The 16,267-nt window shown below is 69.2% G+C and carries 16 protein-coding genes; 2 read left to right on the top strand and 14 right to left on the bottom strand.

What is annotated here, in order from left to right:
- Positions 1-346: 346 nt before the first annotated feature.
- Positions 347-940, top strand: a complete 594-nt coding sequence (locus PFX90_RS04760; RefSeq protein ID WP_285711208.1) for a pyridoxamine 5'-phosphate oxidase family protein — start codon at positions 347-349, stop codon at positions 938-940.
- 4 nt (positions 941-944) lie between these two features.
- On the opposite strand, the gene PFX90_RS04755 is transcribed toward PFX90_RS04760, so the two are convergent.
- Entirely contained in the window at positions 945-1,628 is a 684-nt protein-coding gene (locus tag PFX90_RS04755; protein ID WP_285711206.1) for a diguanylate cyclase, read from the bottom strand.
- 175 nt (positions 1,629-1,803) lie between these two features.
- A complete protein-coding gene (gene ettA / locus PFX90_RS04750) occupies positions 1,804-3,477 on the bottom strand; it encodes an energy-dependent translational throttle protein EttA (protein WP_285711205.1) in 1,674 nt (557 codons plus the stop codon).
- 374 nt (positions 3,478-3,851) lie between these two features.
- Here ettA and PFX90_RS04745 point away from each other — a divergent pair, with 374 nt between their 5' ends.
- Positions 3,852-5,273: a M20/M25/M40 family metallo-hydrolase gene (locus PFX90_RS04745; RefSeq protein ID WP_285711204.1), complete on the top strand. Its 1,422-nt coding sequence runs from the start codon at positions 3,852-3,854 to the stop codon at positions 5,271-5,273.
- 4 nt (positions 5,274-5,277) lie between these two features.
- On the opposite strand, the gene PFX90_RS04740 is transcribed toward PFX90_RS04745, so the two are convergent.
- The 12 genes from PFX90_RS04740 to PFX90_RS04685 are packed head-to-tail and all read right to left on the bottom strand — an operon-like array spanning position 5,278 to position 16,226.
- Entirely contained in the window at positions 5,278-6,729 is a 1,452-nt protein-coding gene (locus PFX90_RS04740; protein ID WP_285711203.1) for a methyl-accepting chemotaxis protein, read from the bottom strand.
- Between the two features lie 48 nt (positions 6,730-6,777).
- Entirely contained in the window at positions 6,778-8,310 is a 1,533-nt protein-coding gene (locus PFX90_RS04735; RefSeq protein WP_285711201.1) for a methyl-accepting chemotaxis protein, read from the bottom strand.
- 4 nt (positions 8,311-8,314) lie between these two features.
- Complete coding sequence (locus PFX90_RS04730) at positions 8,315-8,617, bottom strand: hypothetical protein (protein WP_285711199.1); 303 nt, start codon at positions 8,615-8,617, stop codon at positions 8,315-8,317.
- Positions 8,607-8,915, bottom strand: a complete 309-nt coding sequence (locus PFX90_RS04725) for a hypothetical protein (RefSeq protein WP_285711198.1) — start codon at positions 8,913-8,915, stop codon at positions 8,607-8,609. The genes PFX90_RS04730 and PFX90_RS04725 overlap by 11 nt, the downstream gene beginning before the upstream one ends.
- 2 nt (positions 8,916-8,917) lie before the next feature.
- On the bottom strand, positions 8,918-9,358 hold the full coding sequence (locus PFX90_RS04720; protein WP_285711195.1) for a chemotaxis protein CheW: 441 nt from the start codon (positions 9,356-9,358) through the stop codon (positions 8,918-8,920).
- A gap of 29 nt (positions 9,359-9,387) precedes the next feature.
- Positions 9,388-9,771: a response regulator gene (locus PFX90_RS04715; protein WP_285711194.1), complete on the bottom strand. Its 384-nt coding sequence runs from the start codon at positions 9,769-9,771 to the stop codon at positions 9,388-9,390.
- An 18-nt stretch (positions 9,772-9,789) separates the two neighbouring features.
- Positions 9,790-10,353, bottom strand: coding sequence for a chemotaxis protein CheD (locus tag PFX90_RS04710; RefSeq protein ID WP_285711193.1), 564 nt, complete (start codon positions 10,351-10,353; stop codon positions 9,790-9,792).
- Positions 10,350-11,411, bottom strand: a complete 1,062-nt coding sequence (gene cheB / locus PFX90_RS04705) for a chemotaxis-specific protein-glutamate methyltransferase CheB (protein ID WP_285711191.1) — start codon at positions 11,409-11,411, stop codon at positions 10,350-10,352. The genes PFX90_RS04710 and cheB overlap by 4 nt, the downstream gene beginning before the upstream one ends.
- On the bottom strand, positions 11,408-12,301 hold the full coding sequence (locus PFX90_RS04700; RefSeq protein WP_285711190.1) for a CheR family methyltransferase: 894 nt from the start codon (positions 12,299-12,301) through the stop codon (positions 11,408-11,410). Before PFX90_RS04700 ends, cheB begins: the two co-directional genes overlap by 4 nt.
- A gap of 2 nt (positions 12,302-12,303) precedes the next feature.
- Positions 12,304-14,442, bottom strand: a complete 2,139-nt coding sequence (locus PFX90_RS04695; protein WP_285711189.1) for a chemotaxis protein CheA — start codon at positions 14,440-14,442, stop codon at positions 12,304-12,306.
- The gene (locus PFX90_RS04690; RefSeq protein WP_285711188.1) at positions 14,439-14,696 is read right to left on the bottom strand and encodes an STAS domain-containing protein; all 258 of its coding nucleotides are present in this window, start codon (positions 14,694-14,696) and stop codon (positions 14,439-14,441) included. The genes PFX90_RS04695 and PFX90_RS04690 overlap by 4 nt, the downstream gene beginning before the upstream one ends.
- A 45-nt stretch (positions 14,697-14,741) precedes the next feature.
- The gene (locus PFX90_RS04685) at positions 14,742-16,226 is read right to left on the bottom strand and encodes a methyl-accepting chemotaxis protein (protein ID WP_285711187.1); all 1,485 of its coding nucleotides are present in this window, start codon (positions 16,224-16,226) and stop codon (positions 14,742-14,744) included.
- Positions 16,227-16,267: the final 41 nt, after the last annotated feature.

The following is a 16,267-nucleotide window of genomic DNA, read 5'->3' as shown; positions in this document are numbered from 1 at the left end:
GGTCACCTCGGCGCGCGAGGGCCGAGCGGGGCGCTCGGGGCGGCCGCTGCGCGGCGAATCCTCCGCCTGCGCCGCAGCGGGCACGGCGGGCAGCGCGACGGCCAGCGCCGCGGCGAGCGCGGCCAGCGATCCGCCGGTTCTGGCGAGGGGCGCAAAAAATGACTTCATGGCAAGTGCCTCCAGTATCGCCAGCCCACCACAGGCCTGTTGTGATGGTGTGGCAATAGACCCCGCAGACTGTCGCAGCGATGAACCGGCTCGCCGATGTTCAGAAAAAATGCGGCGAGGCTGAACGCCGCTGCGCAAGCCTTGACGCGCGCGCGGTTGCGGCCAAAGGCACGCGGCGATGTTCGACACCCTCGATGCCTGCCTCACCGACTGCCGCGACCGGCTGATTCGCGCACCCCGCGACCGCAAGTCGCCGATGCACACGCCGGTGATCGTCACCGCCGATGTCGATGCCCGGGTGATGGTGCTTCGCGCCTTCGACAGCTCGGCGTGGCGGCTGCGGCTCCACACCGATACCCGCGCGCCCAAGGCCGCGGCCATCGCAGCCGACCCGCGCGTCGCGGTGCTGTTCTACGACAAGGGCGCCAAGATCCAGATCCGCGCGCGCGGGGTGGGCGAGATCCTTTCCTCCGGCCCGGAGGTCGATGCGGCCTGGAGCGCCAGCACCAATTTCGCGCGGCGCTGCTATCTGGGGGAGGGGCCGGGGGCGGGATCGGACGCGCCGACCTCGGGCCTGCCGCCCGAATTCGAGGGCGTGGAGCCTTCGGATGACCAGCTCGTCCCCGCGCGCGAGAATTTCGCCCTGCTGAGGATCACGCTGACCGCGCTCGACTGGCTCTATCTCGCCCACACCGGCCATGTGCGAGCGCAGTTCACCCGCACCGGCGATGATGGTGCGGCGGGCTGGGAGGGGCGCTGGGTCTCGCCCTGACCGGTCAAGCCGCCGAGGCGGAGGGGGCCGGGCCGCCCGCGGGCGAGGGCGTCGGGGCGGGCAGGAGCATGATCTCCTCGATCTCGCTCGCCGGCACGACATGGTCTGCGCCCTTGGCGACCGCCGCATCGAGCGCGCGGCGCGCGCGCCGGGCGATGCTGTCACCGCCGTCGCCGAAGCCTTCGGCCGCAACACCGAAGCTCGCGGTCAGCCGCGCTTCGCTACCGACCTGCGGGAGGCGCAGCTGGCCGAGCCGGCGGCGCAGGCGGTCGGCGATGCGCACTGCGGCGCGCTCGTCGGCCCCCGACAGGGTGATGGTGAAGCCCGCGCCCTCGGCCTGTGCCATGCGGTCCCCGCGGCGCAGGCTCGCGCGCATGACCGCGGCGACATGCGCGCGGACTTCGGCGTGGGTATCGCTGTTCCAGAGCGGGCCGAGCTTTTCCATCTGGTCGATCCGCCCGTGCAGCACCGCCTGCGAGGCGGCGCGCATGGCGTTGCGGCGCGCGGCCAGATCGACCGCCTTGGAGAAGACCTCGGGATTGTGGATCGCGCCGAGCGGACCGGCGTCGGCTGGGCGGCGCGGATCGAGACGGCGGCTGGCGCGTGTGCCCGCGAACCAGGCCCCGGCAGCGGCGCATCCCGCACACAGTATTGCGGCCACCTCGAGTGGCACTTCGATACCTGTCATCACGCCCCACTGCCCTTTTCGCGACCTGTTATGTCGTTAGGTAGAGTGACGTATATCTGATTAAGAACGGGTAAAGTGGGAGAACGCCCCAACTGGCAATTTTGGCAAGATTGGGGAAGCCGGAGCAAGCGCGGCCACCCGGCTTGAGGCCGGGTAGCCGCGTCCCGTCAATGGCTCAGCGCGTGAGCTTCTTGTAGGCCACCCGCGTAGGGCGGTCGGCGGCATCGCCCAGACGGCGGCGCTTGTCTTCCTCGTAAGCCTCGAAGTTGCCTTCGAACCACTCCACGTGGCTGTTGCCCTCGAAGGCGAGGATGTGGGTCGCGAGACGGTCGAGGAAGAAGCGGTCGTGGCTGATGACCACGGCGCAGCCTGCGAAATTCTCAATCGCGTCTTCGAGGGCCGCCAGCGTTTCCACGTCGAGATCGTTGGTCGGCTCGTCCAGCAGCAGCACGTTGCCGCCCTGCTTGAGCATCTTGGCCATGTGGACGCGGTTGCGTTCACCGCCCGAAAGCTTGCCGACGTTCTTCTGCTGGTCGGCGCCCTTGAAGTTGAACGCGCCGACATAGGCGCGGGTCGACATGTCCTGCCCGTTGACCTTCATGTAATCGAGCCCGTCGGAGATTTCCTCCCACACGTTCTTCTTGGGATCGAGGTGGTCGCGGCTCTGGTCCACGTAACCTAGGCGCACGGTCGAGCCGATCTCCACCGTCCCGCTGTCGGGCGTTTCCTTGCCGGTGAGGATCTTGAACAAGGTCGATTTGCCCGCGCCGTTCGGCCCGATCACGCCCACGATCCCGCCCGGGGGGAGCATGAAGCTGAGGTTCTCGAACAATAGCTTGTCGCCATAGGCCTTGGAGATGCCCTTGGCCTCGATCACCTTGCCGCCGAGGCGCTCGGGCACCTGGATGACGATCTGCGCCTTGCCGACGGCGCGGTTGTCCTGGCTGTTCTGGAGTTCCTCGAACTTGCGGATACGCGCCTTGGACTTGGTCTGGCGCGCGGCCGGGGTCTGGCGGATCCACTCGAGCTCGCGCTGGAGCGCCTTCTGCTTGCCGCTTTCCTCGCGGCTTTCCTGCTCGAGGCGCTTGGCCTTCTTTTCGAGATAGGTCGAATAATTGCCCTCATAGGGGTAGTAGGAACCACGATCGAGTTCGAGGATCCATTCGACCACGTTATCAAGGAAATAGCGGTCGTGGGTGATCATCAGCACCGCGCCGGCGTAATCCTTGAGGTGGTTTTCGAGCCACTGGACGCTTTCGGCGTCGAGGTGGTTGGTCGGCTCGTCGAGCAGCAGGATCGAGGGCTTCTGGATCAAGAGGCGTGTGAGCGCCACGCGGCGCTTCTCGCCGCCCGAGAGGTCCTTGACCGGCCAGTCGCTCGGCGGGCAGCGCAGGGCTTCCATCGCGACTTCGAGCTGGTTGTCGAGCGTCCAGCCATCGACCGCATCGATCTTGTCCTGAAGCTCGCCCATTTCCGCGCCGAGCGCGTCGAAATCGGCATCGGGCTCGCACATCAGCGCCGAGATTTCATTGAAGCGCGCGACCAGATCGGCGGTTTCCTTGGCGCCTTCGCGGACATTCTCCAGCACGGTCTTGGTCGGATCGAGCTCGGGCTCCTGTTCGAGATAGCCGACGGTGATGTTCTCGCCCGGCCAGGCTTCACCGGTGAAGTCCTTGTCGATCCCGGCCATGATCTTGATGAGGGTCGACTTGCCCGCGCCGTTGGGGCCGACGATGCCGATTTTCGCGCCCTGATAGAACTGAAGCGAGATGTTGTTCAGCACCGGCTTCTGCGCGCCGGGGAAGGTCTTGGTCATGCCCTTCATGACATAGGCGTATTGGGCGGCCATCGGATGGGTCCTCGTGGGGTCTGGAAAGTTGTGGCGCAGATAGGGAAGGGGAGGGGCAAGGGCAAGCGGCGAGAGCGGGTTCTGACCAACCTGACCCGCCCTGACGGAGCCGAATTGGGCACAGGGCAAGGCGAGAGGAGCGAGCGATGCAGCGCATCTTGAGCGACGATCAACGTAGCCCTGTGCCCAATTCGGCCCGCCCCGGAGGGGTCGCGTTCTGAAGCCCGCTGGCGTCGTCACGGCACTTGCAGGGGCAACCAGCCCCTGCTGCGCGCCATTCCTATCCAGCGGGCTTCAGAACGCGATCAGGGCGGGTCAGGTTGGTCGGAAACCGCTCTAGACAGCCACGCGGCGGGCCGATAGCACCGGCGGCCATGACCAAAGCCTCGCTCGCCGCGCTTGCCGCGCTTTCGCTCGCCGTTCCCGTTCTCGCTGAAACTGTCGCACCGCCGCCGCCGCTCGAGCGGGTGGCCGACGATGCGCTCAAGGGCGATACCGCTGCATGGGACTTCGTCGAGGGGATCACCACCGAGGTCGGCCAGCGTCAGGCGGGCACCGAGGCCGAGGCGCGCGGGCGGGCGTGGGCGGTGGCATGGCTCAAGGCACAGGGCTTCCGTAATGTCGCCGACGAGCCCTTCATGATGTCCACCTGGGTACCGGGCGAACCGGGCAAGGCCGAGATCGTCAGCCCCTTCCCGCAGAGCTTCGCCATCGCGCCGCTGGGGGACACGGCCTCGACCGGCCCCGAAGGGATCACCGCCGAAGTGGTGATGTTCAAAAGCGTCGCCGAGTTGCAGGCCGCGCCCGAGGGCAGCCTCAAGGGCAAGATCGCCTATGTCAGCAACGCCATGACCCGCACGCAGGACGGCAGCCAGTACGGCTTTGCCGGGCCGACGCGCTGGGTCGCGGCGGGGATCGCGGCGAAGAAGGGCGCGCTCGCCACCGTCATCAAGTCGGTCGGCACAGACGATCACCGTAACCCCCACACCGGCGGCACCGATTTCCCTGAAGGCGTCGCGCCCACCCCGGCGGGCGCCTTGAGCAATCCCGATGCGGCCAACCTCGAACGGATGTTCGCGCGCGCGGGCGGCAGGCCGATCACCATGAAGCTGGTGCTGACCCCGCGCTTCCTTGGACAGACGCAGAGCGGCAACGTGGTGGGCGAGATCGTCGGCCGCAATCCCTCGCTCCCGCCGGTGCTGCTCGCCTGCCACCTCGACAGCTGGTGGTCGGGCACGGGCGCGGTCGACGACGGGGCGGGCTGCGCGATCATCGCCGCAGCGGCGCTCAATGTGGGCAAGTCGGGCCAGCCGCTGCGCACCATCCGCGTGCTGTTTGCGGGCGCAGAGGAAGTCGGCCTGTTCGGCTCGGTCGCCTATTCCAAGGCGCACATCGACGAGCCCATCGCCGTCGGCCTCGAAAGCGATTTCGGCGCGGACCGGATCTGGCGCTTCGATTCGAATTTCCGCACCACCAACCCGGAGCTGCACAAGAAAATCGCCCTCGCGGTCGCGCGCTTCGGCGTCTCGAGCGGCACCGACGTCGCGGGCGGCGGCGCGGATCTCAATATCGTGCGCGACCAGAAGGGCGCGCTGGTCGATTTGCAGCAGGACGGCACCCGCTATTTCGACCTCCACCACACCCCCGACGACACGCTCGACAAGATCGACATCGTGCAGCTGCGCCAGAACGTCGCGGTCTGGACTCAGGTCGTCGGGATCCTTGCGAACGAGGGCACCGCGATCCTGACCGGCACGCCGATCCCCTCCGCGCCGCCGATCATGTCCGGCAAGTAACGCCTCACGCCGCGTAGCTCAGCCGCAGGTCGATCGCGCCGCTGGCACCCGAACCGTGGCTCCCCACGGTGAACTGGGCCAGCGCGCTGTTGAGCAACCCCGCCTCGCGCGTCAGCGATGTCGCCGCCGCGGTGCATTCTTCCGCCATCGCCGCGTTCTGCTGGGTCGAACGGTCCAGCTCGCCCACCACCGTCGTGATCTGCGAGAGGTTTTCCGCCTGCACCGCCGCCGAGGTGGCGATCGACTGGATCGCCTCGGAGAGCGCGGTGATGTCGCGGGTGATCCCGGCGAAGGCTTCGCCGCTGCGGCCGACCAGATCGACCCCGCGGCTGACCTGCACCGAGCTGACCGAGATCAGCGCCTTGACCTCGTCGGCGGCCTCGGCGCAGCGCTGCGCGAGCGCGCGGACTTCGTTGGCGACCACCGCAAAGCCCTTGCCCGCCTCGCCTGCGCGCGCAGCCTCGACGCCGGCGTTCAGTGCCAGCAGGTTGGTCTGGAACGAGATGCTCTCGATCACGGCGATGATCGAGTTGATCTCCTGCGAGGAGCTTTCGATCTGCTGCATCGCGCCGACCGCCTCGGAGACGATCTGCGAGCCGTCGGCGGCGCGCGTGGTCGTGTCGGTGATGGTCCGGCGCGCGCTCGCGCTGGTCGAGGCGCTTTCCTGGACGCTGGCGTTGATCGAGACGATCGCGGTGGCGGTCTCCTCGAGATTGGCGGCCTGTTCCTCTGTGCGGCGCGACAGGTCGTCGGCGGCCGAGCGGATCTCGGTCGCGCCCGCATTCATCGCCTGCATCCCGCTCATGACATTGCCGAGCGTCGCGGCCAGCGTGCCGAGCGCGGCGTTGAAGTCATGCTGGACCTGCGCATATTCGGGCGGAAAGCCGTCGATCCGCGCGGTGAGATCGCCCGAGGCGACCTCGCGCAGAGCGGAGCCGAGCTTGTCGCTGACCAGCGTTCGCACGCGCTCCTCGGAATTGTGGAAGTAGCCCGAGAGCGCAAGGTCGATGTCGAGCAGCGCGACCTTGACCAGGATCGCGACCTGCCGCGCCTGCACGCGCTTCCACGGCAGCCACGCGCGCCAGCCCGGAGCGATGATCGCGGTGATCAGCTCGTCGAGCACGAGGCCGTAGGCGCCCACATACCACTTGGGCTCAAGCCCGATGCGCGCGTGGACATTCCCGATGCGGGTGGCGCGATCGTAGAAGCGCCGGTCCACACCGTCGCGGAACACCGCCGTCCAGTGCTCGGCCTGCATGGCCTTGGCGCGGCCCATCTGCTGCGGGCTGTCGAAATGGTCCGACAGTTCCTTGCGCGATGCGATGACCTTGTAGAAACCGTCCAGCGCCCCGTCGAGCCGGCGTTTCAGCGCCCGGCCGACTCCTGTGAGCGTGGACTGACGGACCTCGGCGAGGCCGTAGTAATCGAGACGCTCCTGCAACGGATCGGCGGACATTTCAAAGCTCCTTGGGTGTTGTTTGACGGGAGTGCGTAGTGGAATTCCTCAAGCGGCGCGGCTGAGTTGCGGGATGGCGGCGGCGCTGTCCGGCTGCCGGAAGCGCGACACCTGGTCGCTCAGGTCCTCGGCGCTGCGCAGCAGTTCGACCGAGGCGGCGCTGGTCTGTTCGGCCATCGCGGCGTTCTGCTGCATCCCGCGGTCGAGCAGGCCCATCGCGGCATTGATCCGGCGGATCGCCTCGAGCGAGCCTTCGGAGCCTTGCGCGATGGTGTCGACCTGCCCGGCAATGTCAGAGAAGCGCGCGACCAGCGAGGCAAGCAGGGTGACGAGCTGCTGCACCCGCGCGACCCCGATCGCGACCTCGTCCTTGGAAGTGGCGACCAGCGCCTTGATCGCGGTCGCCGACTGGGCCGAGCGCTGGGCGAGCTCGCGCACCTCGCCTGCGACCACGGCAAAGCCCTTGCCTGCCTCGCCCGCGCGCGCGGCCTCGACCCCGGCGTTGAGGGCCAGCAGGTTGGTCTGGAAGGCGATCGTGTCGATGAAGCCGATCATCTCGCCGATCTCGGCCGAGGAGGCCTCGATTCGGGTGATGGCCTCGGCGGCGGCGGCAATTTCCTCGGCGCCGCGGTCGGCGTCGGTCTTGGCGTCGAGCGCGACCGTGCGGGTTGCAGCCCACAGCCCGGACTGCGCCTCGATCTCGCGGAGCAGTTCACTCGCCGTGCGCAAGGCGCTCTCGATCGCGGCGGTCTGCTGTTCGGTCTTGCCGGCCAGATCGGACGAGGCCTCGCGCAACTCCTGCGCGCCGGTCGCGACCTGATCGGCGGTCTGCGCCACCGCGCCGACCAGCTGGTCGAGCTCGGCGCAGGACTGGTTGAGCAGCGCGCGGGCACGGTCGTATTCGCCCGGGAAGGGGGTGTCGAGCCGGCTCGCAAGATCGCCCGCCGCGAGCTTGCGCAGCCGCTCGGACAGCCCCGAGAGCACCGTCTGCTGCTCCCGGTTGAGCAATTCGCGCTCGGCGCTGCGTTCGGCCGCGAGCGCGGCTTCGGCACGGCGCACTTCGCCGAGGTTGCGCACCAGCGCCTCGAATTGGCGGCACAGCACGATCAGCACCCCCGCCTCGACCAGCACCACGAGGGCATGAAACAGCACCCGCAGCAGGTCGGCCCCGTTGTCGAAGACCAGCGCGGGGGCGAGGAAGTTGAGCGCGAGGTGGTGGAGCGCGATCACCACGGTGCTGACGATGATCACCCGCCAATCGGCCAGTGCGGTCAGCACCGCGAGCAGGGTGAAGAAGGTCATGTGCATGTCGAGGATCCAGCCCGTGCCGCTCGCCATCGCCAGCAACAGGGCGGCGAGTAGCGGGCAGGTGACGGCCATCGTCAGGCGGGCGACCGGATCGGCGCGGCGGCTGAGCGCGAAGCTTGCCGCCGGCACGACCAGCAGGGCCGCCGCCAGCGCCACCAGCAGGGCGCCTGTGGCAAGACCCCAGATCACCAGAATGGCGCTCACCACACAGGCCAGTGTGCCGACCACCCGGATTCCCGTCTGGCGCAGCGCGTGCATCTCGTCGACGATCATGGCTCTAGCTCCTGAGATCGGCGCCGCAACCGGGGGCGCGCACGGCGAGGGGAAGGATGCCCTGGCCGAGCGCGCGCAGCAGGCCGGCATTGTCGGTGACGCGGGCGATCACGCGCCCGCGGGAGGTGTCGAGCGCGAGCAACGGGGCATTCTCCTGCACCGCCCAGGCGATCGGGGCGCGCGCGTCGCCGGTGCCCAGCGGCACCAGCAGCGCCGCCTGACCGGGGCGCGGCCAGACCAGCGCTGCGGCCAGCGCCAGCGTGGCACCGGCGGCATGCAGCCCGAGCAGCGCCCGGTCAGCGCGCATCGATCGCTTCCAGCGCGAGGCGCAGCTCGCCCAGCCGGATCGCGGCGACCGCGGCCTCGGGGTCGGCGGCGGCGAGCACATTGGCCATTTCGCGCAGGGACTGCGCCAGCCGGTCGATCTGCTGAAGCTGCACGAGATAGCGCGTGGCGACGTCGTAATCGCTGCACAGCACGATCCCGAAGGCCTCGGCATCCTCGGCGAAGGTTGCAAGGTGCCCGGCGATTCCGGCAAGCAGCGCAGGCGAATGCGGCGCGCCCGCGGGCCTTCGCCCGGCGGCGGCGGTGAGGGGGCGGGTCATGCTCAGGCCGCCAGTTCGATCGGCTCGTCGGCCATCAGCCGCGCCAGATCGAGCACCATCACCATGTCCTCGCCCAGCGGGGCGATCCCTTCGAGGAAGTGGGTGATCGTCTCGTGCCCGACCGCGTCGGGCTGCTGGAGCGTGCCGGCCTCGATCGAGACGATGTCGGCGACGTCGTGGACGATCAGGCCGCGCATCTGGCCCTCGTGCTCGATGACGATGATCGGGTTGCGCGGGGTCGCCTCGGTCGGCGTCCAGCCGAGGCGGGCGGCAAGGTCGATCACCGGCAGCACCGCGCCGCGCAGGTTGACCACGCCCGCGACATAATCGGGCACGCGCGGCAGGCGGGTGACGGGCGACCAGGCGCGGATCTCGCGCACGGTCATGATGTCGATGCCGAAGCGCTGGCTGGCGATGCCGAAGGTGATGAGTTCGTGGCGCATGGGGGCGGTTCCTGTTCGGGCGGGCAGGGTCAGTGGATCACGCGGCGCAGCGCGGCGGTAAGCTTGTCGGCGTCGAAGGGCTTGACGATCCAGCCGGTCGCCCCGGCATTGCGGGCGCGCTGCTTCTTCTCGTCGGAGCTTTCGGTGGTCAGCACCAGGATCGGGCGCTCGGCATGGAGCGCGCTGGTGCGCAGCTTCTCGATCAGCCCGAAGCCGTCGAGGCGTGGCATGTTGATGTCGGTGATGATCACGTCGACCTCGTTGGAGGCGAGCCATTCGAGCGCCTCCTGACCGTCCTCGCACTGTTCCACGGCAAAGCCGCGCGAGGTGAGCGCGCCCAGGAGGAGCGCGCGCATGGAGGCACTGTCGTCGACCGTGAGCACACGGATGGGGGCAGGGTTGCTGGCTTGCATGATGGGCTCCGTTTGAATCTAGAATAGCTCGACCGTCCCAAGTGCCGATTGCGGCCGCCCCAGTGGTTTTTCCGTAGGGGCAACGTCGGATGGCACGAGGCGGGCGCGGACCTGGCCGCTGGCGGGACGGAACTGGATGCGGCGCGCCTGGGTGCCCTCGAGATCCTCGAACACGCAGGGAATCCGCTCGCGTTCGAGGAACTGCCGGGCAAAGGCGGCATTGGCGGTGCCGATCGGCGACAGGTCGGGGTTGAGGTTCGCGCCCCCGTAAAGCCGCGCGCGCAGCCGGCTCTTGATCGCGCCCATCCCCAGCATCTCGTTGATCAGCAGCTCCATCAGGAACAGGCCGTAGTCGCTGTCGAATTCCTGATGGCGGACATGCTTGGGGGGCTCTGCGAGGAGGAAGTGGTTCATGCCGCCCACCCGCGAGACCGGATCGAACAGGCAGGTGGCGACGCAGCTGCCGAGGATGGTGCTCATCTCGACGCGCGGGTCGCTGCTTGCCTTGGCCTCGCCCTGGACAATGGTGACGCGGACGATCTCCGGCGCGGCAGATTGGATGAAGGGGGTCATGTCGCTCATGACAGCGCCGCCCGGGCCGGGGTGAAGATGGCAGAGGCGATGCGATCGAGCGGCAGCACTTCACGCGCCGCGCCCAGCTCGATCGCCGCGCGCGGCATGCCGAAGACGACGCAGCTCGCCTGATCCTGCGCGATGGTGCGCGCGCCGATGCTCGCAAGCTGCGCCATGCCCTGCGCGCCGTCCTGCCCCATGCCGGTCAGCAGGATGCCGAGCCCGCGGCTCCCCCGCGTGCCGCCCAAGGTGGAGGCGAGCGAGGCGAACAGGCGGTCGACGCTGGGGCGGTGCCCGCTGACCGGTTCGCCCTCGCGCAGCACGCAGCGCAGGCCGCGCGTGCCGGCCGAGGCGACCTGCAAGTGGCGGTCATTGCCCGGGGCGAGCAGCACCGTGCCGCGCTCCAACGGCATGTCGCTCTCGGCCAGCATCACCCGCGGGCGCACCGCGCGGTCGAAGGACTGGGCGATGGCGCCCGCAAAGCAGCCGTTGATGTGCTGGACGACCAGCGTCGGCGGGCAATCGGCAGGGAAGCCCGCGAGCACGGTGTGCAGCGCCTCGACCCCGCCGGTCGAGGCACCGATGACGATCACATCGGGGAGAGCGGCGGGCGCTGCGGCAGGTTCGGGCGCGGGCGCACGGGGCGGCGGCGGGGCGGGGGCGTGAATGAAGCGCACCCGCGCGGCCTCGCGCACCATCTCGGGAAGCGCGCCATCGTCTTCCTCGTTGGGGTTCACCCGCAGCTGCGACTTGGCGATGCAGCCGACCGCGCCCAGTTGCAGGCCACGCGCGGTGGCGCTCGCCCCCGCCTCGGTCGCGCCCGAGACGAGGATCACCGGGGTCGGGCGCAATTGCATGATCTTCTCGAGGAAGCTCAATCCGTCCATCCCCGGCATCTCGATGTCGAGCGTCACCACGTCGGGATCCAATGCCTTGATCATCCCCCGCGCCTCGGCGGCGTCGGCGGCGGTGCCGATCACGGTGATGTCGCTCTCGCGAGCGAGCCGGTGCTGGAGCAGCGCGCGCATTAGCGGGGAATCGTCGACAATCAGGACCCGGATAGTCATGCGTGGCCCTTTCGCCGGTAGATGGTCGGCCCGACCGGTTCGAGCAGCGTGGTGGCAGGCCCGCTGACCCGTTCGGAATGGCCGATGTAGAGATAGCCGCCCGGCGCAAGCTGGCGGGCGAAGCGCTCGATCAGCCGTTCCTTGGTCGGAATGTCGAAATAGATCATGACGTTGCGGCAGAAAATCACGTCGAAGGGGCGGTTCATCGGCCACTCGCCCATGAGGTTGAGCTCGCGGAACCGCACCAGCGCCTGCACTTCCGGGGCGATGGCGAGGCGCGGCTCGCCGGTGCTGCCCGCCGGAATGCACCAGGCGCGGCGCAGCGGCTCGGGCAGGGCCTCGAGCGCGCTCGCCGGATATTCTGCGGCGCGAGCGCCCGCGAGGGCATTGACCGAAATGTCGCTCGCAAGCGCGATCAGCTTGCCGCGCGCGAGCTTCAGCCTGGCCGCCCGGTCGCGGCCGAGCAGCACCATCATCAGCGTCCAGATTTCCTCGCCGGTCGAACAGCCCGCCGACCAGATCCGCACATCCGCGCCCGCATTGGCGCGGGCCAGCAGTTCGGGGCGCACGGTGCTCTCGAAGTGATCGAAATGGTGCGGCTCGCGGTGGAAATAGGTGTGGTTGGTGGTGAGCGCGGCGACGACCTCGGTCATGGTGCGCGGATCACCCTCCAGCGTGTCGAGGAAGGCGCCGAAGCTCGTCAGCCCGCTGCGCCGCACCAGCGGGGCGAGGCGCGAATAGGCGAGCATCTTCTTGCGCTCGCTGAGGACAATGCCCGTCTCGGCGTGGATCAGCGTCGCGACGCGGCGGAAATCGGCCTCGCCATAGATCGCCGGGCTGACCCCGGGGACCATCGCCTGACTGTCCGAGGGTGCGACCGAACCCTGCATCGTCAGGCCGCAGCCGCCAGCGGCACGTTGCCCACGAGATTGCGCGCGGCGTTGCTGGCGATGAAGTCAACGTCGACGATCAGCGCGACCTTGCCATTGCCGAGGATCGTCGCGCCTGCGACAGAATCGATCTGGCGATAGTGCGCGTCCAGCGCCTTGATCACGAACTGGCGCTGGTCGGCGATGGCATCGACCAGCAGCGCGGCGCGGCCGTGGCCCTCGGTCTCGACCAGCACCAGCACGCCCTCGCAGGGGTTGGTGACGGCCTCGTGCGCGCCGGTCAGCACGCCCAGCGGCACGATCGGCACGAAGCTGCCGCGCGCGTTGAGCATCTGCGCGCGGGTGCCCATGCCCTTGACGTCGGCGGGGGTGGGGCGGAGGCTCTCGATCACGTGGGTGAGCGGGATCACCAGCGACTGGTCGCCGACCTGCACGATCATCCCGTCCGAAATCGCCAGCGTCAGCGGCAGGGCGAGGCTGAAGGTGGTGCCCTTGCCGGGCACGCTCTCGATGGTGATGCGCCCGCCCAGCTCCTTCACGTTCTGCTTGACCACGTCCATGCCGACGCCCCGGCCCGAGATGTTCGAGACCTGCGCGGCGGTGGAGAAGCCGGGGGCGAAGATCAGCTGGTTGATGTCGTCGTCGGTCAGCTGCGCATCGGGGGCGACGAGGCCGTTGGCGATGGCCTTGGCCAGCACCTTGTCGCGCGCGATCCCGCGCCCGTCGTCGGCGATGCGGATAATGATGCGCCCGGCCTTCTGTTCGGCCGAGAGGGTGAGCGTGCCTTCGGGGTCCTTGCCCGCGGCGCGGCGTTCTTCGGGCGGCTCGATCCCGTGGTCGACGGCGTTGCGGATGAGGTGGGTCATCGGCTCGGACAGGCGCTCGATCACGGTCTTGTCGAGCTCGGTGGTCTCGCCTGCCACCTCCAGCTTCACGTGCTTTCCAGTCGACCCGCCAAGCTCGCGCAGCAGGCGCGGCACGCGGCCGAAGACCGAGCTGATCGGCTGGGCGCGGAAGGCCATCGCGTGTTCCTGGATGTCGCGCACCAGCCCGTCGATGAGGGCAAGCTCCTCGATATGGGCGAGGTTCTCGTTGGTGAGGCGCTGGGCGAGCATGGCCTGCGCGATCACCAGCTCGCCGACGCCGTCGATCAGCATGTCGAGCTTCTTGAGGTCGATCCGCACCGACTGGTTTGCCGCGCCCGCTGCGGCCGGAGCAGCGGCAGCGGCGGCGCTGGCGGCGGCGGCAGGCGGGGTCGGCGCGGTGGCGGCCGCTTCGGGCTTGTGGATCGGCTGGGGCGCTTCGGTATGCGCAGCGACCGGCGCGGGCGCGCTGGGGGCAGCGATACGCGGCGCGGGGATCGGATCGCCGTCATAGGCAAGCGCGACCTCGTCGCCGACGAAATCGAAGATCTCGGCCACCGCATCGCGCGCGACGGTGCCGGGCATGCGGAAGGTCCAGCCGAGATAGCCTTCCTCGACCTGAAGCCGCTCGAAGGTGGGGACGGGGGCAATGTCGCACAGCTCGCAAGTGCCGCCTAGATCGGTCAGCTCGCGCAGCCACAAGAGCGGCTCGCTGCCCTTGGTCATCGCCCCGGCGTGGGGGCGGATGTGGACCAGCCAGCTTTCCGGTTCAGGCGGCGCTGCGGGGGCGGGGGCCGACAGCTCGTTCAGCAGCGCGTCGAGATCGTCGAGCGGATCGGCAGCAGGCGCCGGAGCAGGTTCAGGCGCGGGCGCGGGCGGGGAAGCGGCAACCTCCCCGCCGTTGCCCGCCCGCGCGGCTTCGAGCCGCGCGAGAAGATCGGCGTCGTCGGGCACAGCGCCGCTCCCGCGCGCGGCTTCGACATGATCGCGCAGGCAATCGAGCGCGAGCAGCAGCAGGTCGACCAGCGCCGGGACGAGCGGCACCTTGCCCTCGCGCACGTCGCCCAGCAGGTTCTCGAACCCGTGGGTGTAGGCCGCGAGCGCGGTGTGCCCGAAGGCCCCCGCACCGCCTTTGATCGAATGGACCGCGCGGAAGATCGCGTTGATCGTCTCGGCGTCATGCGTGCCTTCGCGGCAGGCGGCGAGGCCGGCCTCGGCCGCCTCGAGCGATTCCTCGCATTCGACGAAGAAGATCTGCTTGATGTCGTCTTCGGTCATGCTGCCATACCTTCCATCACCACGTGATCGAGCCGGGTCAGCGCGAGCGCGGCGGTGAAGGCGGGGCTCGGCTGATGGATCGCGATCCCGCCCTCGCTGCGCGCGGCCGAGACCAGCAGCTGCAGCATCGCCTGCCCGATCCGCTCGACGCGGGCGGCATCAATGGCGAGCGGCGCGGGCCCGAGCGATTCCGCGATTTCCGGGTAGAGCGCGGAGGCGGCGCTACGGTCGCAGATGGGGGGGAGGCTGATCATGGATGCGAACCTTGTGCGGGAAGGAGGGGGCGGCGGGGGCGGGCGTCAGAACTCGCTCCAGTCGTCCTCGGCCAGAGCGGGGGAGGGTGTGGGTGCAGGCAGCGGGGCGGGCTCGGGCTTGCGGGCGAGGTTGCCGGTGACCGGGAGCGGGGTGGGGATCGCCTTGCGCGGCGCCGGGGCAGGCGCGGGCTTGCGTGCGGCGGCAGGCGGGGCATAGGCGGGAGCGGCGGCGGCATAGGCGGCCTGCCCTGCGCTGCTCACCCGGAACTGCGCGACCAGCTCGCCGAGGCGCTGCGCTTCGGTCGAGAGGCTGCGCGTGGCGGCAGTCGACTGCTCGACCATCGCGGCGTTCTGTTGGGTCATGCGGTCGATCGTGCCGACCGCGCTGTTCACCTGCTCGAGATTGGTCGCCTGGGCAGCGGTGGTCTCGGCGATCTCCTCGACCTGGCGCGTCACCGCGCCGACCTGCCCGACGATCTCGGCGAGCAGCGTGCCGGTTTCGCCGACGAGGCTCACGCCGTCGCCCACGTGGGCGGTCGACTTGTCGATCAGCGCCTTGATGTCGCGCGCGGCCTCGGCCGAGCGCTGGGCGAGGGCGCGGACCTCGTTGGCGACGACGGCGAAGCCCTTGCCCGCCTCGCCTGCCCGCGCGGCCTCGACCCCGGCGTTGAGGGCCAGAAGATTAGTCTGGAAGGCGATCCCGTCGATCACGTCGATGATCTGGGTGATCTCGCGCGCCGACTGCTCGATCGCGCCCATCGCCGCGACCGCCTTGCCGACCACCGCGCCGCCTTCGGTGGCGCGGGCGTGGGTCTGGGCGATCGCCGAGCGCGCGGCGACGGCGTTGTCGGCCGACTGACGGGTGAGAGCGACGGTCTGGCCGACCGAGGCGGCGGTCTCCTCGAGGCTGGCGGCCTGCTGCTCGTTGCGCAGCGCGAGGTCTTCGGACGCTGCGCGGATCTCATCGGAGCCGGTCGTGACCCCGCCCACGGTGGCGCGCACCTGCCCGATCATCGTCTCCAGCTTGGCGACCGAGGCGTTGAAGGCCTCTTGCAAGCGCGCGTGCTCGCCGTCCGACATGCCGCTGATGCGATAGGTGAGATCACCCTCGGACAAGCGGTCCAGCGCCCCCGAAAGCGTCGCGACCACCTTGCCCGACTGGTCGGCGTTGGCTTCCTCGAGCGCCAGGGCATTCTTGCGGAAGGTGTCCATCGCCTTGACCATCCGCCCGACGCAGTCGGTGTGGTCGATCCGGAGGATCGGCGAGGTGAGATCGCCCGCGGCAAGCCCCTCCATCCGCACCACGGTTTCGACATAGGACCGGCACACCAGTTCCTTGACCAGCACCATCATCGTGGTCGCCACCATCAGGTCGATCACCGAAAGGACAATTGCGGTCGTCGGGCTGATTGTACCCCACGCCACCAGCAGGCTGCCGAGCAGGTTGACACCGCCGAACAGCACGGTCGCGGCGATCAGCACGGTGAACTTGGTGCGGACTGGCGCGTGCTTGGTGTACCAATTGAGCATGGCGGCGGGATCCTCCGGGATATTCTGTCAGTCAGTCGCCC

This window comes from Erythrobacter oryzae, assembly GCF_030271515.1.
Classification (GTDB): Bacteria; Pseudomonadota; Alphaproteobacteria; order Sphingomonadales; family Sphingomonadaceae; genus Erythrobacter; species Erythrobacter oryzae.
Note: the sequence above shows the minus strand (reverse complement) of the source record. Positions and strands in the feature narration are given on the sequence as shown.

What these genes read in the sequence shown, in the direction of transcription:
- PFX90_RS04700 (WP_285711190.1), bottom strand. Translation starts at nt 12,301, where the DNA reads ATGCAGGGTTCGGTCGCACCCTCGGACAGTCAGGCGATGGTCCCCGGG.
- PFX90_RS04735 (WP_285711201.1), bottom strand. Translation starts at nt 8,310, where the DNA reads ATGATCGTCGACGAGATGCACGCGCTGCGCCAGACGGGAATCCGGGTG.
- ettA (WP_285711205.1), bottom strand. Translation starts at nt 3,477, where the DNA reads ATGGCCGCCCAATACGCCTATGTCATGAAGGGCATGACCAAGACCTTC.
- PFX90_RS04760 (WP_285711208.1), top strand. Translation starts at nt 347, where the DNA reads ATGTTCGACACCCTCGATGCCTGCCTCACCGACTGCCGCGACCGGCTG.
- PFX90_RS04755 (WP_285711206.1), bottom strand. Translation starts at nt 1,628, where the DNA reads ATGACAGGTATCGAAGTGCCACTCGAGGTGGCCGCAATACTGTGTGCG.
- PFX90_RS04745 (WP_285711204.1), top strand. Translation starts at nt 3,852, where the DNA reads ATGACCAAAGCCTCGCTCGCCGCGCTTGCCGCGCTTTCGCTCGCCGTT.
- PFX90_RS04710 (WP_285711193.1), bottom strand. Translation starts at nt 10,353, where the DNA reads ATGAGCGACATGACCCCCTTCATCCAATCTGCCGCGCCGGAGATCGTC.
- PFX90_RS04725 (WP_285711198.1), bottom strand. Translation starts at nt 8,915, where the DNA reads ATGACCCGCCCCCTCACCGCCGCCGCCGGGCGAAGGCCCGCGGGCGCG.
- PFX90_RS04715 (WP_285711194.1), bottom strand. Translation starts at nt 9,771, where the DNA reads ATGCAAGCCAGCAACCCTGCCCCCATCCGTGTGCTCACGGTCGACGAC.
- PFX90_RS04730 (WP_285711199.1), bottom strand. Translation starts at nt 8,617, where the DNA reads ATGCGCGCTGACCGGGCGCTGCTCGGGCTGCATGCCGCCGGTGCCACG.
- PFX90_RS04720 (WP_285711195.1), bottom strand. Translation starts at nt 9,358, where the DNA reads ATGCGCCACGAACTCATCACCTTCGGCATCGCCAGCCAGCGCTTCGGC.
- PFX90_RS04685 (WP_285711187.1), bottom strand. Translation starts at nt 16,226, where the DNA reads ATGCTCAATTGGTACACCAAGCACGCGCCAGTCCGCACCAAGTTCACC.
- PFX90_RS04740 (WP_285711203.1), bottom strand. Translation starts at nt 6,729, where the DNA reads ATGTCCGCCGATCCGTTGCAGGAGCGTCTCGATTACTACGGCCTCGCC.
- PFX90_RS04690 (WP_285711188.1), bottom strand. Translation starts at nt 14,696, where the DNA reads ATGATCAGCCTCCCCCCCATCTGCGACCGTAGCGCCGCCTCCGCGCTC.
- PFX90_RS04695 (WP_285711189.1), bottom strand. Translation starts at nt 14,442, where the DNA reads ATGACCGAAGACGACATCAAGCAGATCTTCTTCGTCGAATGCGAGGAA.
- cheB (WP_285711191.1), bottom strand. Translation starts at nt 11,411, where the DNA reads ATGACTATCCGGGTCCTGATTGTCGACGATTCCCCGCTAATGCGCGCG.